This window comes from Povalibacter uvarum (genome assembly GCF_014202975.1).
Taxonomy (GTDB): Bacteria; Pseudomonadota; Gammaproteobacteria; order Steroidobacterales; family Steroidobacteraceae; genus Steroidobacter; species Steroidobacter uvarum.
Genome location: NZ_JACHHZ010000002.1, coordinates 1042513 through 1058918, shown reverse-complemented (window position 1 = coordinate 1058918; position 16406 = coordinate 1042513). Strand labels below are relative to the sequence as shown.

General features: G+C 62.0%; 8 protein-coding genes. 1 reads left to right on the top strand and 7 read right to left on the bottom strand.

The window, feature by feature from the left end; translation table 11 throughout:
- Positions 1-193 precede the first annotated feature (193 nt).
- Positions 194-1120 (top strand): transcriptional regulator GcvA, encoded by a 927-nt coding sequence (gene gcvA, locus HNQ60_RS10845; RefSeq protein ID WP_184331525.1) that lies wholly within the window; start codon positions 194-196, stop codon positions 1118-1120.
- 245 nt (positions 1121-1365) lie between these two features.
- On the opposite strand, the gene HNQ60_RS10840 is transcribed toward gcvA, so the two are convergent.
- The 7 genes from HNQ60_RS10840 to HNQ60_RS10810 all read right to left on the bottom strand — a co-directional run bounded on the left by HNQ60_RS10840 (position 1366) and on the right by HNQ60_RS10810 (position 16377).
- Entirely contained in the window at positions 1366-3444 is a 2079-nt protein-coding gene (locus tag HNQ60_RS10840; protein ID WP_184331523.1) for a PQQ-dependent dehydrogenase, methanol/ethanol family, read from the bottom strand.
- 205 nt (positions 3445-3649) lie between these two features.
- A complete protein-coding gene (locus HNQ60_RS10835; RefSeq protein ID WP_184331521.1) occupies positions 3650-6370 on the bottom strand; it encodes a TonB-dependent receptor in 2721 nt (906 codons plus the stop codon).
- A gap of 395 nt (positions 6371-6765) precedes the next feature.
- Positions 6766-7152 (bottom strand): VOC family protein, encoded by a 387-nt coding sequence (locus HNQ60_RS10830; protein ID WP_184331519.1) that lies wholly within the window; start codon positions 7150-7152, stop codon positions 6766-6768.
- Positions 7153-7295: 143 nt separating this feature from the next.
- The gene (gene malQ / locus HNQ60_RS10825) at positions 7296-9497 is read right to left on the bottom strand and encodes a 4-alpha-glucanotransferase (RefSeq protein WP_184331517.1); all 2202 of its coding nucleotides are present in this window, start codon (positions 9495-9497) and stop codon (positions 7296-7298) included.
- Between the two features lie 140 nt (positions 9498-9637).
- Positions 9638-11800: a glycogen debranching protein GlgX gene (gene glgX / locus HNQ60_RS10820; protein WP_184331515.1), complete on the bottom strand. Its 2163-nt coding sequence runs from the start codon at positions 11798-11800 to the stop codon at positions 9638-9640.
- Between the two features lie 54 nt (positions 11801-11854).
- Positions 11855-13753, bottom strand: coding sequence for a 1,4-alpha-glucan branching protein GlgB (gene glgB / locus HNQ60_RS10815; RefSeq protein WP_184331513.1), 1899 nt, complete (start codon positions 13751-13753; stop codon positions 11855-11857).
- A gap of 155 nt (positions 13754-13908) precedes the next feature.
- Positions 13909-16377, bottom strand: a complete 2469-nt coding sequence (locus tag HNQ60_RS10810) for a glycogen/starch/alpha-glucan phosphorylase (RefSeq protein WP_184331511.1) — start codon at positions 16375-16377, stop codon at positions 13909-13911.
- Positions 16378-16406: the final 29 nt, after the last annotated feature.

Below are 16406 nucleotides of genomic sequence, written 5' to 3'. Positions count from 1 at the left end.
ACCCGTCACCCGTCACCCGTCACCCGTCACCCGTCACCCGTCACCCGTCACCCGTCACCCGTCACCCGTCACCCGTCACCCGTCACCCGTCACCCGCGAAGCGTATCTTGCATCGTTAACCGATTCCATATACTTTCAGGCCGCAAAGCGGGGTTGAAGCTGTAGGGATCAAGATAATCTGAATAATCGAGCCATGGCAGAGCACTCGAAACTACCTCTCAATGCCTTGCGCGCCTTCGAAGCGGTGGCCGCGCATCTGAGCTTCACCGACGCCGCCAAGTCGCTGCACGTCACGACGGCCGCGATCAGCTCGCACATCAAGTCGCTCGAAGAATTTCTCGAAACCCCGCTGTTCGTTCGACACAGCCGCTCGGTGCGACTGACGCCCCAGGGCGCGCGCTTGCTGCCTGGTGTGCAACGTGGCCTCGGCGAGCTCACACGCGCCGTCGATCAACTGCGCCAGGACCGGTCGAGCGGCCTGCTCAACATCAGCCTGCTCGGCTCGTTTCTACAGAAGTGGCTGCTCCCGCGCCTCGGTGACTTCTACCAGAAGTATCCGGATGTCGACCTGCGATTCAATGCCAGCCGCGAGCTGATCGATTTCATGCAGACGGATTTTCATGCGGCCGTGCGCTACGGCGGCGGTCGTTGGGAGAATCTGCACGCCGAGAAGATGCTCGACGACTGGGTCTTTCCCGTGACAAGCCCCGCCCTGTTCGCGAGCCTCGGCCCGATCACCACCCTGGCCGATCTGAACAAGTACCAGCTCCTGCACAGCGCGAGCGAACCCTGGGTCGATTGGCTGCGCCGGGTCGGTGGCGATACGACTCGCGTCGAGCGTGGCCCGGTTCTCGATGACTCGGCATCCGTACTCGCTGCAGCTGAGCAAGGTCACGGACTCGCGCTGGCGCGATGGTCGCTGGTTGCGGGCGATCTGGCTGCGGGTCGCCTGGTGCGACCTTCAGAACAGAGCGTGCGGCAGCACAACTCGTATTACTTCGTCGCGCCGCCTCATCACTTCGAGCTGCCGAAGGTCATTCGCTTCCGCGACTGGCTCCGCGGAGTGTGCAGTCAGTTCCCGCCGCCGGAAGGCGAGAGACTGGAGCCCGAGAAAGAGTAGTCCGTCGTTCCCGCGCAAGCGGGAACTCGTCATTCCCGCGAAGGCGAGTGCTCGTCATTCCCGCGAAGGCGGGAATCCATGTCTTGAATCCGGATGGATTCCCGCTTCCGCGGGAATGACAGAAGAGGATGCTGCCGCATGACGTCCGGCTAAAGCCGGACAACCAGAGTCGCAACCACAACCAGAGCCGGAGCCTTCACCCCGTTCTCACCAACCGCCAACCGCTAACCGCCAACCGCTTGTCCTTACGGCTTCTGAGCCGGCGCCAGCAGCTTCGACTGCGACACCAGGTACGCGCGGATCGCTTCCGCATCCTCGCGCTTCAGCATCGCACCGAAACCCACCATACCCTTCGACGCAAGCGCGCCATCGAGCACGATCGCCTTGAACGCTTCGGCATCGGCGATCGCCTTCGCGTAGCGCAGATCCGGAATCGTCGTCGTGCTGACGACGCCGGCGCCGTGACATGCTGAGCAGATCGTGTCGTACTGAGTCTTGCCCTTCGTCGCATCGCCATCGGCCTTCGCATTCGCCAGGTCGGGCAACGGCTTGGCTGCATTTCCATCGAGCGACGGCAGCGCGGCCGTACCGCCGAGCTTGAACACGAGCAATCGCCCGAATTTGCTGCGAGGTGTCTTGTCGCCCATCATGCCGCCGCCCATCGCGACGCCGCCGATGCCGGCGACGGCAGTGACGTACTGCTCGCCATCGAGCTCGTAAGTGATCGGACCGGCCATCACCGCGTTCTGAGTCGCATACGACCAGAGCTTGGCGCCGGTGTCAGCGGCATATGCATTCATATGGCCATCGACTGAGCCCTGAAAAACCAGGCTCCCGCCGGTCGCGAGCGTGCCGCCATTGCCGAAGCGCGGATACGAAACACGCCAGACTTCGCGTTGAGCAACGGGATCCCATGCGAGCAACGCAGCGCCCTGTTCCGTCGCTGTCGCGGATTTCACCGTATCCGGATTCGCAGGTGCGTTCGAACGACCGATGCCCGTGTTCCACGTCCGATCGCGGAACTCGAACTTCTCATCGGTCGCATACGTGCTGCGCGTGATCTGCGTCGGCACGTACACGAGTCCGGTCAGCGGGCTGTACGACATCGGAAACCAGTTGTGACCGCCGATGGCACTTGGCGTCACCATCGCGGGCTCGCGGGTGTAGCGCGCTTCGGGCACATCGATCGGACGGCCCGTTTGCGGATCGAGTCCCTTCGCCCAGTTCACGGCCACATAGTTGTTGCCGGAGATGAACTTGCCCGTGACGCGATCGAGCACATAGAAGAAACCGTTCTTCGGCGCCTGCATGAGGACCTTGCGCTCGACCCCGCCGATCTTCATGTCCGCGAGAATGATGTGCTGAGTCGCGGTGTAGTCCCACGACTCGCCCGGTGTCGTCTGGAAGTGCCACACATACTCGCCGCTGTCGGGCTTCAGCGCGACGATCGACGACAGGAAGAGGTTGTCGCCTTTGCCCGCCGAACGGATCTGATGATTCCACGGGCTGCCGTTGCCGACGCCGATGTAGAGAAGATCGAGCTTCTCGTCATAGGCCATCGAATCCCACACGGTGCCGCCGCCGCCGTACTTCCACCATTCGCCGTTCCACGTCTTCGCGGCTTCCTCCATCTGCTTGTTCTCGAAGCCGTCCGCCGGATTGCCCGGCACGGTATGGAAGCGCCAGAGCTGCTTTCCTGTTGCAGCGTCGTACGCGGTGATGAAGCCGCGGACGCCCATCTCGCCGCCGCCGTTGCCGATGATCACTTTGCCTTTGATGATGCGCGGCGCACCGGTGATCGTGTAGCGCTTGGTCGGATCAGTCGTCTGCACCGACCACACGGGCTTGCCCGTCGCCATGTCGAGTGCGATCAATCGACCGTCGAGCGTGCCGAGGAAGACTTTGTCGCCCCAGGCAGCAACACCGCGATTGACCACGTCGCAGCAGGCGTCGATCGCCTTGTCGCCGGCGATCTGCGGATCGAAACGCCACTTCTCCTTGCCTGTGCGTGCGTCGACCGCGAACGCCTTGCTCCAGGCCGAGGTGAAATAGAGAGTGCCATCGACCAGCAGCGGCGTCGCTTCCTGGCCGCGACTGGTATCGAGATCGAAGTACCAGGCCAGCCCGAGCTTGCCCACGTTGTCCTGCGTGACTCTGGCGAGCGGGCTATAGCGCTGCTCGTCGTAGGTGCGACCGTGTGTCACCCATTCGCTGTTATTGGCCCCGGCCTTGACGATGCGGTTGGCGTCGACAGGCGCTGCCGAGGCGCTCACGGAGAGAATGAGAGCGATGGCCGCTGCCGCGACCGGAGAATGATTGAGCATGAAGTGCCGAAATCCTGACGTCGTTGTGCGACCGCCCGTCCGGGCGGTTCCCCCTCGGTCCTCCATGCCGCTGCTCATGGAAGCGGACCGGTCCGCGGGCAGGGTTACGGTTCGGCATCCAAAGTTCAACTGAAATCAGAATTCTTTGCAGGCGGGGGAAGGCACGGCCGCACTTTCATGCGGCCGTACCCCGATACTCGAGCGATCAGAACGACTTCGTGATCGAGACCCCCAGCAGCCGCGGATCGAGCACGCTCACGCTGCGCACCATACCGAGGCCGTCCGGCGCCGGATCGAACCCGGTGATGACGTCGTCATCCATCAGGTTCTTGCCATACACCTGGATATTCCAGCCGAGCCGGTCATTGAAAATGGCCAGCGACGCACTGGCGTTGTCCCAACCTTCGAGCTTGTCACTCTCGGTGTTGAGGACGCGTGTGAATGAATCGCTCTGCAAGTAGTAGTCGGCGCGCAGGCGGGTGCTCCAGCCGTTCGCGAAATGCCATTCGTACTCGCCGCCCACCGACGCTGTGACGTCCGGCGCCTGCGGAAGCGCATTGCCTTTGAGATCAACGGCGACGCCGCCCGACGGCGTGAGGCCCATCGCTGCGAACGAACCGCCGCAGATCCCGAGGATGTCCTGTGCCGTGGCAGCGCGCGTACCGCCACCCGTGACCGGGATGAAGGGCGTGCCGTTGTTGAGCAGCGTAACGAACTGTGCCATGGCTGCCGTCGGCACGACACACGCAGTCGACGTGGACTTGACGAGCGTCAGGTTCGGATCGCCCTGTGTGCGATCGAACTGGTCGATCGAAGCGCCTTCCTTCAGCTCGGTGTTGAGCAAGCCGATCGTCGCGTTCATGCGCAGTCCCTGCGTGACCTGCCACACGCCTTCGAGCTCGAGGCCGCTGATGCCGGCATCGACGTTCTCGGTGCTGACCGAGAGGCCGCGGCGGTTGGAGATCTGGTAGCCCTCGTAGTCGTAGTAGAACGCCGTAGCGTTCGCCTGCACGCGGCCATCGAACAACTCGTTCTTCGATCCGATTTCGTACGCGTTCACGAACTCAGGCTCGTACGCCGTCGAGAGATTGCTGTTCGAAGCATCGGGTGGATTGATGCCGCCGCCCTTGTAGCCCTTCGAGTAGGAGACATACAGCAGGTTTTGCTCGGTCGGCCGCCACGCAGCATTCACTCGGCCAGTGACCTCCTTCCACTGCGCTTCCTGGTCGATGATCGACAGCGGCCCGGTCTCCGGCCAGCCCCGTCCCGGCGTGAGCATCGTGATCGGATGATTGCGGATCTGCTTCTTGTCGTCCGTGTAGCGCAGTCCGGTCGTGAGCGTGAAGCTGTCCGTCACGTCCCAGTACACCTCACCGAATATCGCGCTGGCCGTCAGCTCATAGGGATTGCGGCTGAGGTAGTAGTTGTGCCCTGTGCCATCCGGCGTGCTCCCGCCGTCGTAGTAGCAATCCGTCGGCATGCACGTCGACAGGTTCGCGAGATTCGCAAGCTGTACGTAGGCGTTCTGCGTGTTCGGCACGATGTACAGATCGTTCAATCGCTCGAGCTTCATGTACAGGCCGCCGATATTGAAGTTCACCGAGCCTTCGAAGCGCGACTGCAGGCGCAATTCCTGACTGAACTGCTCCGCCCATTGGTCCGTGATCATCACTACGTTCGGCGTGTTCAGGTTGCCGCTCTGCGGATCGTCGAAGTAGCCGCCGGGCGTCACGGGCCCTGGATTGAAGGTCGTGCTCGCGACATAGCTCGCATCGGAGTAGCGCGTATCAACCTTGTCTTCCAGGCGCGCACTGAGCGCCGTCAGCGTCAGGCTCTCCGTGATGTCGAACTCGAGGTTGAGCTCGTACAGATCATTGCTCGACTCGTAGCTCGGGTCGGTGGTAACGGCGACTTCGCGCAGATCGCGCGACTGCACGACGCCCGCATACGCATCACCGGTGACCAGGCCGGCGAGGCTGCCGAGCTGGCCCGAGAGCGTCGAAACGTAGTTCACCGAACCGTATGCAGCATCGCTGTAGATCGAACCGGGCAAGCAGCCCTGATTCAGGAATTGCCGGGCCTGCGCGCTGTTGATCGTCACGCCACCGACGCTCGTGGGACCTGGATCCTTGATGCACAGCGACTTGCTGGTCCCCATGCGATCGTCGTCTTCCAGCGAGTGTTCCCACATGAGCATCGCGCGAAAGCGGCCATCAGGATTGATCGCGAGCGTGCCGCGGCCAGACACCATCTGTCGTCCATCGACATCCTCATCGTTGATGAGATTGGTGGTGTAGCCATTGCGCTGAAGGCCGAAGCCCGCGAGGCGCAGCGCGACGGCGTCACCCATCGGGATATTGAGATAGCCACTCAGCCGCTTCTGTTCGTAGCTGCCGAGCTCCAGGGTGCCCTGCCCGCTCAGCGCGGAAACGCTCGGCTTGGCCGTGATCAGGTTGATGACGCCACCGGTGGCATTGCGGCCGTAGAGCGTGCCCTGCGGACCGCGCAGCACTTCGACACGTTCCATGTCGTACATCTCGGACTGACCCATTCGGTTCACACCGAGCGGCGCGTTGTTCACGTGCACGCCAACACCGCCGTCACCGGACGTGCTTACGAGCTGGTAGCCGATACCGCGGAGCTGGAAGTTGGTTTCATTGAACCCGATACCTGCGCGGGCGTAGTAGAGGTTCGGCACGACGCGCGGCAGGTCTTCCGCGAGATTGATGCGTTGTGTCGTCAGTGCGTCGGCCGTCAATGCCGTGACTGCGATCGGCACGCTCTGCACAGACTCTTCGCGCTTCTGCGCCGTGACGATGATTTCCTCGATACCGACGGTTTCCTCTGCTTCCTGGGCCAATGCTGGAAATGCAACCGCAAGAGACGACGCGCCGAGAATGGCGCGGATGGTGGACTTCAGAATCATGCTGTACTCACTCACTGACCCGCGGCGCGCGTCCGATCGGACTGCGGGTTATTGTTTTTCATGACCGTAGTCGCCGGCTTGCCCCCTCCCAGAGATCAAGACCGACGCGGTTGTCCCGCGCGCCGCGATGCGGCGTCACGAAGTGGCGGCGAGTATTCGAAGAGGCGTCGTGGACGGTCAGTGACGCACTTCACTGTGACGCCGGGTTTCGCGTGAATCTGCGCAGGCGATCACGCTTGTGAGCGCATTTTCACCCGCATCTCAGGGAGGGAATCGCTGCGCGGATGTGACGCGATTCATGCTGCTCCCGACCAGGAAGTCAGCGACGCGCATCAGGGTTGAACAGGCAACGCCGATTGTTGCGTTGCCACATCCGTCGGCGAAATCGCGTTACGTTACGTCCAGCTATTCGCTTCGCGTGCGAATGCTTCCTGCTTTTGCGGACGAACGACACAGAAGCGCTGGCCTGTGGGCGCCTCCATGATCCACCAGCGAACGCCCCGCTCCACGCGCCTGGCACCGAGCGCTTCGAGACGCTGCACCTCCGCTTCGATGTCGTCTGTTTCGATATCGAGATGCACCCGGCTCGGATGGCCGACCCGCTGCACTTCGATGTGCAGGCCCTCCGGACCCGTCATGAGCTCACGATACTGCTCTGGTGCGCTCTCTTCCGATCGCTCGCGCAATGGATAACCGAGAGCGGCGCTCCAGAAGCGCGACGCTTCCTCGAGGTCGGCTGTGTTGCAGTCGATGATGAATCCGGCGAGACGGCTTTTGTGCATGGGAATGGTGACGGGTGACGGGTGACGGGTGACGGGTGACGGGTGACGGGTGACGGGTGACGACGTTAACGCAAGATTGTGCAAGGTCGTGTCATGTTTTCAGTTCATGAGCGCGAAAGCGCATGGGCCCGCGCCATGTCACTTCACCCTGCGTTCGGATTCTCCCCTCTCCGCGCCCGATTCATCGCCTCCAGCATGTCCCGCACATCAGCGCGGTCGAAGATGCTCCGCGTATCCAGAGAGACTTTACGCTGCCAGTTCGCGTGTTCGTTGTACGTGCCGGGGACATTCACGGGATCAGTCATGCCGACCAGATCTTCGATCTGCAGCATGGCGAAATTCGCTTGCGACAGGCCGAGGTAAGCCTGAATCGCGCGGGCCAGCGCGGGCGAATAGTCGGGCAGCCCGTCGGATGGCTGCCAGTGCCACAAGCCTTCCTTCACGAGTGCACTCATCATCGCGGGCAATTCCCGATCGCGGGCTTCCTGTACGGAGTCGCGAACCGCAACGCTGGGATAGAGATTCAGGCTGCTGCGCAGCGCGATGTCCTCGCTTTCCCACCAGCCACGCAATGTCGGGAGGTCGTGAGTCGTCACAGTCGCGAGCGAACTCTTCACGTACTGAGACGGTGCCTTGAAAGATCCATCGGCCTGCGTCTCGAACAGCAGCACTTTGTAGTGATTCAGTTCGTAGTGCTCCATCGCCACGCGAACTTCATCGGGAACGGTACCCAGGTCCTCGCCGATCACCGCGCAGTGACGCCGCGCACTTTCGAGCGCGAGAATCGAAATCAGATCGCTGAGCGGATAGTGCACGTAGGTGCCTTCCGCTGATGTCATACCACGCGGCACCCACCATAAACGGAAAAGCGTCATCACATGATCGAATCGCAACGCGGCGACGCAGCGCATGTTGTTGCGAACCATGACGATGAACGGCTGGTATTCCTGCGCGCGCAGCTCGACGGGATTCTGCGGAGGAATGCCCCAATCCTGACCCTTCAATGCGAGCGCATCAGGCGGCGCACCGACAGACGCGGTCTGCAGATACAGATGCCGATTCGCCCACGTCTCCGAGCCGCCGGGATTTGCGCCGACAGCAACATCACCGTACAAGCCGATCGACATACCGCTGGCGCGAGCCAGTTGCTGCGCGCCGAGCAACTGTTCTTCGGCGAGCCACTGCAGCCAAAGGTAGTACTCGACTTCCTCCTGACATTCGCGGGCGAAACGATTGACTGCCGTCGATAGCGGATCGCGATACTCCTCCGACCAGCTCGGCCAGCCCCAGTACTGCGGCCCCTGCAGCCGGAAATGCGCATCGAGCGCATCGTAGATCGCATGCAACTGGAGCGGTTCGCCTCGCGCTTCGATGTAGCTGCGGAAGGCGTTAGCCCTCTCGGTCTGCGCCTGCAGGTGAACGGTGCGAAAGTGAGCATAAAGCTCACGCAGCACTTCGAACTTCAGGCGCGCGACGCCGGGGTAGTCGACGTTCTTCGGCTCGCGCAGCTTTGCTAGTTCGCGCTGGAACGCCGCGGATTCGACGCGCTCACGCACCGGAGCACAATCCGCATACTCCGGAACATCGCTGACGCTGATGTAGAGCACGTTGAGGAACTGACGGCTCGACGGACTGTACGGACTGATCTGCGTCGGATCCGCCGGCATGAGCGCATGCAGCGGGTTCAATCCGATCAACGAACAGCCGAGCGGCGCCGACAGCGAAATCAGTTCGCGCAGATCCCGGAAATCGCCGATGCCCCAATTGCTCGCCGAGCGCAGCGAATACAGCTGCACCGCGATTCCCCAAACCCGCTTGCCTTCGGCGATGACGTGCGGTTCATGACAACGCTCGGGCGCGATGATCAATCGCGCATCGCCGCTCGGGCCCGTATCGACTGCGATCGCAACGCGGTGATAGCCGAGCGGCAGATCGTCCGGCAGATTCAGCTGGTAGCGAACGAACTTGCGCCCGTCGACCGCGCCCCGCTCGTCGACTCTCAGGTCCTTGAGACTGGCTTTGCCTTCGCGCTGCTGCCCGTCTTCCAGCGTGATCGTCCACTGAACCTGCTTCGCATTCAGGTCAGCGGCCACCGCAATCGGCACAGCAGGCGCCTTGCCGGAGGAAGCGACGACGACGGGCGGCAGCGTCTTCATCCATCGCGATGTGTCCGCGGCATGAATCGCCGTCTCGACTGCAACCGCATCACAGGCATCGACTCCGAGGCCATTCAGGATCGCAATCCGCGTCTCGCGCGAAACATCGTGGGGATCGCCGCGAAAATCGTAGTACGACGCCGCAATACCGTAGCGCTTGGCGAGCTGATCGAGCGGATCTTTCTTCATGAAGTCATACCGGAATGAAGACATTTCGCACGCAGTTCACGGAGCGCGCGGAGGAAGAAACGCATGATCGGATGCTCGTTCCGATTCATAGCCTCCGTGATCTTCGTGATCTCCGTGTGAAACTCTGATCTCCGTGCGTCTCAAGTCAGAGAAAAGCCGCTGCGAACGCTTAGCGGCGCATCGCCATCCGCGAGCAACACACACGAGTGCGCGGCGACCACGCAGTTCTCGCCAGCCGCAATGCGATTGCCGAGGTCGTTCGCGCGCCAGCGGGCAGTATCGAAGACGATCTGCCACACCGCACCCGTGACGGGTGCCGGGAGCTTGAAGTCCACGGGTTGCGCGCCGGCATTGCACAGAAACAGCAGGTGGCCGTTCGGTGTTCCATGCGGATCGGTAAACGCCTGTCCGATCAGCACTCCGAGCGCACGTGCATTCACGTCGTGCCAATCCGCGGCGTTGAGCTCATGTCCGAGCGGATGACGCCAGCTCACGTCTTTGTGCTCGCGATCGACCTGGCGCGCGCCCTTGAGGAACGTATCGCGCCGCAACCCCGGAGCCCGCCGGCGCAACGTCAGCAGTTGACGCACAAATGTCGTGAGCCAGGTTCGACGCTCCGCGAGCTTCCAGTCGACCCAGCTGATTTCGTTGTCCTGGCAGTACGCGTTGTTGTTGCCACGCTGCGTGCGGCCGAACTCATCGCCTGCCAGCAGCATTGGTACGCCTTGAGACAACAGCACGGTTGCAAGCATGTTGCGGATCTGGCGCTCGCGCAGCTCGACGACCTGTTCGTCTTCCGTGGGTCCTTCGATGCCGCAGTTCCAGCTCAGGTTGTGATTGTGGCCGTCGCGGTTGTCTTCGAGATTGGCTTCGTTGTGCTTGTCGTTGTATGCGGTGACGTCGTACAGCGCGAAGCCATCGTGACAGGCAACGTAGTTGATGCTCGCCGTCGGCCGGCGACCGGTGTTCCTGAAAAGGTCACTCGAGCCGGCGAAGCGTTCGGCGAAATTGCCCAGGATGCCCGGGTTCGCGCGCCAGAACCCCCGCATCGTGTCGCGATAAAGATCGTTCCACTCGGCCCACGCCGAAGGGAAATGCCCGAGCTGGTAGCCGTCGGGACCAACATCCCACGGTTCGGCGATCAGCTTCACGTAACGCAGCGAGGGCTCCGCCGCGAGCTCCTTGAAGAACGTCGCATCCGTGCGGAAGCGGCCGTTTTCCCGACCCAGCACCGCAGCGAGATCGAAGCGGAAGCCGTCGACATGCATTTCCTCGACCCAGTACTTCAGGCAGTCGATGATCATCGCGCGCATCGCCTGGTGTGCGATTGCAATCGTATTGCCGGTCCCTGACCGGTTCACATAGTGACGAAGATCGGTCTTCTCGAGCTTGTAGTACGAAGCGTTGTCGAGACCGCGCAGACTCAGCGTCGGACCCGTCTCACCGCCTTCAACGGTGTGATTGAACACCACGTCGAGAATCACCTCGATACCTGCTGCGTGCAGTGCCTTCACCATCGTCTTGAACTCGCTCACCGCATCCGAGACTGCGTATTGATTCGCCGGCGCGAACCATGCGAGCGAGCTGTAGCCCCAGTAGTTCACCAATCCCTTGTTCGCCAGGAAGCGCTCGGGCACGAACGCCTGCACTGGCAGCAACTCCACCGCTGAGATGCCGAGATGCTTGAGATAGTCGATGACCTGCGGCTGCGCGAGACCCAGGTAGGTGCCTCGCAGGCGCTCCGGAACGCGAGGGTGCAGCTTCGTGAAGCCTTTCACGTGCAGCTCGTAGATCACCGTATCGCGCCATGGGGTTGCGGGCGGCCGGTCATCGCCCCAATCGAATGTGCTGTCGACCACCTGGCCCTTCGCGTTGAACGGCGCACTGTCGACCGGACTCAATGTTTCCGGAAGGCTCGCATCGCCCGACGGGGTCGAGCCGAGCAACGCGTCGTCCCACACGAACTTGCCCGTGAGAGCACGCGCATACGGATCGACGAGAAGCTTCGCGCCGTTGTAGCGCAGTCCGTATGTGACATCGAACGGGCCGTAAGCGCGATAGCCGTAGACAACGCCCGCGATTCCTTGCGGCGTCGGCAGAAAGCCGTGCCACACATTCTCTGTGCGCTCTGGCAGTGCAATACGGGCCAGTTCCTGAGTGCCCGCCGCATCAAACAGGCACAGCTCGATCTTCACTGCACCACTCGAGTACACCGCGAAGTTGATGCCCTCGGCGGTCAGCGTCGCGCCGAGCGGGGCCGGGGAGCCGGATTGAAGGGAGATGTTGTTGTAATCGGCGGACATGGAAGAGGGGGACGGTGAAATGGATTCCTGGTTCCGACTGTCAACGGTCAACGCTCAACCGTCAACCTTCCTCTCCCACACCATCATCGAGAGCGGCGGCACATCGAGCGTGATTCGTGCCGGAAAATCCCGAAACGGTTCAGCGGGAGCGTCGAGCTGCGCCTGTTGCGAGTAACCCGAGCCACCGAATGCGGGCGAGTCGCCGTCGAGAATCTTCCGATAGGTACCGGCCGCAGGTGCACCGAATACGTATGCATTGCGCGGCACCGGTGTCGCGTTGAACACCACGAGAAGCTCGGTCCCGCCTTCGCCCGGCAGCCGGCGGCGCATGAACGCGAAGACACTCTCGTCGCGATTGTCGACTTCGACCCAGCGGAAGCCTTCCCAGTCGTGCTCGCTCGCATGCAGCTCGGGATAGTCGCGATACAGGCGATTCAACGCGCGATTCCAGTCCTGCAGCTGGCGGTGATGGGGATGCTCGAGTGCAGCCCATGCGAGATCTTCGTAGTCGCGCCACTCGTGCCATTGCCCGAACTCGCCGCCCATGAACATGAGCTTCTTGCCCGGATGCGCCGTCTGATAGCCGATCAGCAGGCGATAGTTCGCGCACTTGCGCCATTCGTCGCCCGGCATCTTGTCGAGCAGCGAACGCTTGCCGTGAACGACCTCGTCGTGCGACAGCGGCAGGATGAAGTTTTCGGAGAAGGCGTACATGAACGAGAACGTGATGAGATTGTGTTCGTGCCGCCGATGCACCGGATCGAGCGCCATGTAACGCAGCGTGTCGTTCATCCAGCCCATGTTCCACTTGAACCAGAAACCCAGCCCGCCGAGATGCACCGGCCGGGTGACGCCAGGATAGGCGCTCGATTCTTCCGCCATCGTGACGACGCCGGGAAAGTAATGCCCAATGGTCCAGTTCAACTGCTTCAGGAAATCGATCGCTTCGAGATTCTCGCGACCACCGTACTGATTCGGCAGCCACTCGCCCGGTTCGCGTGCGTAGTCGAGATAGAGCATCGACGCGACCGCATCCACGCGCAGACCGTCGATGTGATACTCCTCGAGCCAGAACACGGCATTCGACACGAGAAAGTTGCGCACTTCGTGGCGGCCGTAGTTGAAGATCTTCGTGCCCCACTCGACGTGCTCGCCGCGACGACTGTCCTCGTGTTCGTAAAGATGCGTGCCGTCGAACTCAGCCAGTCCGTGAGCATCGCGAGGAAAATGCGCAGGAACCCAGTCCATGAACACGCCAATCCCGGCCTGATGGCATCGATCGATGAATCGCTTGAAGTCGTGCGGCGACCCGTGGCGCGCCGTCGGCGCGAAATGCCCGAGCACCTGGTAGCCCCACGATCCGTCGAACGGATGTTCGGCGACGCCGATGAGCTCGATGTGCGTGTAGCCGAGGTCGACGACGTAGGGAATGAGCTGATCGGCCAGTTCATCCCAGGTGAGGAACGCCGGCTTGCGATGCCACGAGCGACGCCACGATCCGGGATGCACTTCGTAGATCGCAATCGGCGCACGCCGCGGATCCCACGCCGCACGCTTCTCCATCCATTCGCCATCGCGCCACTCATAGCCGCTGAGATCCGCAACGATCGACGCGTTGTCGGGCCGCAGCTGCATCTGGAATCCGTGCGGATCCGCCTTCAGCACCGCATGACCTTGCTTCGTGATGACTTCGAACTTGTAGAGCGTCCCGGGCCCGAGATTGGGAACGAAGAGCTGCCACACGCCCGACTGCTCGATGCGATGCATCGGATTCGCACCGCCGCTCCAGCCATTGAAATCGCCGACCAGGCTCACCGCCCGCGCATTCGGTGCCCAAACCGAAAACCACACTCCGCTCGCACCCTCGACAACGCCCAGGTGCGCCCCGAGCTTGCGATAGATGTGGTGATGGTTGCCCTCACCGAAGAGGTGGAGATCTAGGGAAGAAAGCATGGAAGCTACTAGCTGTGAGCGATTAGCCAGAGAAGATAGAGCGAAAAGGTGCGCGCGGCTACCAGAGAGTCCGTCCAGCGGACAACGCGGCCATAATAAGGCTCTCTATCCGGCTCGCCGCTCATCGCTCGCAGCTCATCGCTGCCGGCGGGTCCTCAAATAACCGGCTTGATTCCCCAGATGTTATCCGCGTACTCGCGAATACTCCTGTCGCTGGAGAACGGCCCCATGCTGAGCGCGTTGATGATCGCCTGGCGGCCCCATTCGTCCTGGTCGCGGAACAGTGCATCGACCCGGTCCTGTGCCGCGGCGTACGAGTCGAAATCGGCCAGTACGAGGAAGTGTTCGCCGTCGCTCATCAGGCGATCGACCACCGTAGTCGAGTCCGCGAGATTGTCGGGCGTGAACAAGCCCGAATCGAGCGTCTCGATGGCACGCTTGAGCTCCGGATTGTTTTCGACGACATGCGCTGGCGAGTACCCCTGGGCGCGCCGCTGGGTCACCTGCTCGGCCGTCATACCGAAGATGAAGATGTGCTCTTCACCGACAGCATCGCGAATCTCAATGTTCGCGCCGTCGAGCGTGCCGATCGTCAGCGCGCCGTTGAGCGACAGCTTCATGTTGCCGGTGCCGGAAGCTTCCATGCCGGCCGTCGAGATCTGCTGGGACAGGTCCGCCGCAGGCATGATCTCCTGCGCCAGCGATACGTCGTAGTCGGGCAGGAAGCACAGCTTCAGCTTGTCGCCGACGCGCGGGTCCGAGTTGATGACGCGGGCGACGTTGTTGACGAGCTTGATCACCGACTTCGCCATCCAGTAGCCCGGGGCGGCCTTGCCGGCGATGATCACAACGCGCGGCACCGCATCGGGCGCCTCGTTGTTGATGATGCGCAGGTAGCGCACGATCACATACATCAGATTCAGGAGCTGGCGCTTGTACTCGTGGATGCGCTTCACCTGGACGTCGAACAGCGCCTCCGGATTCACCTTCTGGTTCAACAGCAACTCGATCGTCTTCGCGAGCCGCTTCTTGTTCTCGAGCTTGATCGCACGGAAGCGCTGGCGGAACTCCGGATCGTCGACCGCCCATTTCAATCGCTCGAGATCCTCGAGATCGTTCTCCCAGGCGGAGCCGAGCTTCTCGGTGATGAGCTGCGCGAATCCGGGATTGGCCTGCTTGAGCCAGCGGCGCACGGCAATGCCGTTCGTCACGTTGGTGAAGCGATCCGGCCACAGCTCCGCGAAGTCCGCGAAGATCGTTTCGCGCATGAGCCGTGAATGCAGCTTCGCGACGCCGTTGATCTTGTGGCTGCCGATCACGGACAGGTATGCCATGCGCACACGACGATCACCGTCTTCAGCGATCAGCGACATGCGGCGACGTCGATCCATGTCGCTCGGATACTTCGCGCTCACCGCTTCGAGGAAGTCGCGATTGATCTGGTAGATGATCTGCAGATGCCGCGGCAGCAGGCGCTCGAACATGGCGACAGGCCACGTTTCCAGGGCTTCCGGCAGCAGCGTGTGGTTGGTGTACCCGCAGATGCGACGAGTCATCTGCCAGGCGCCGCTCCAGCCGATGTGATAGTCGTCGACCAGCAATCGCATCAGCTCGACGATCGCGAGCGCCGGATGCGTGTCGTTCAACTGGATGGCGAACGCGCGTTCGAGTTCGTCGATGCCACGGCCATCGGCGAGATGCTGCGCGAGCATGTCCTGCAATGATGCGCTGACGCAGAAATACTGCTGGCGCAGGCGCAACTCCTTGCCCTGCGGTGTCGAGTCATCCGGGTACAGCACGCGCGTCAGATTCTTCGCGTCGATCTGATCCGCGACGGCTGCAGCGTAGTTGCCGTGATTGAACTCCTCGATCTTGAACGGCGTCACCGCACGCCCCGACCAGAGCCGCAGGTGATTCACAGTGGGGCTGCGATTTCCCGGGATCAGCAGATCGTACGCAACCGCCCAGACATCATGCGTATCGACCCATTCGTACTGCACGCGACCTTTGTCGTCGCGCGTCGACTTGCAATGGCCGCCGAAACGCACGAGATAGCGGATTCCGCCGCGACCGCTTTCCCAGAAGTTGTGCATGCCGAGCCAGGAGCTTGCGACTTCGCGCTGCGCACCGTCGTCGCCGATGACCTGCATGAAGATGCCGTAGTCATAGCGAATGCCGTAGCCGGTGGCGGCGTACCCGAGGGTCGCGAGCGAATCGAGGAAGCACGCAGCGAGGCGTCCGAGGCCGCCGTTACCGAGGCCCGGGTCTTCTTCTTCCGCGGCAATCTCTTCGAGGTTGTGACCGAAACTCAGCAGCGTCTCGCGAACCTCGTCGATCAGGCCATCGTCGAATGACGACAGCGCATTGATGAGGCTGCGCCCGAGAAGGAACTCCATCGAGAGATAGCAGATGCGCTTGACGTGCGCCTGCGTGACGCGAGTGCGCGTCGCGATCCAGCGCTCCGCGAGCGCTTCGCGAACTGCGATGGCGAGCGCGTCGTAGAAATCGCGCCGTGTTGCGCCGGCTACGGATTTACCTAGAGAGCGGACGAGACGATCGACGATCGCGTCCCGGACAGCGCCGGGACGCAGGGTAATGGAACTGGGAAGCGAGGAAGTGGACATGCTGGCGTTCGGCGACTAGCGGGCAGCTA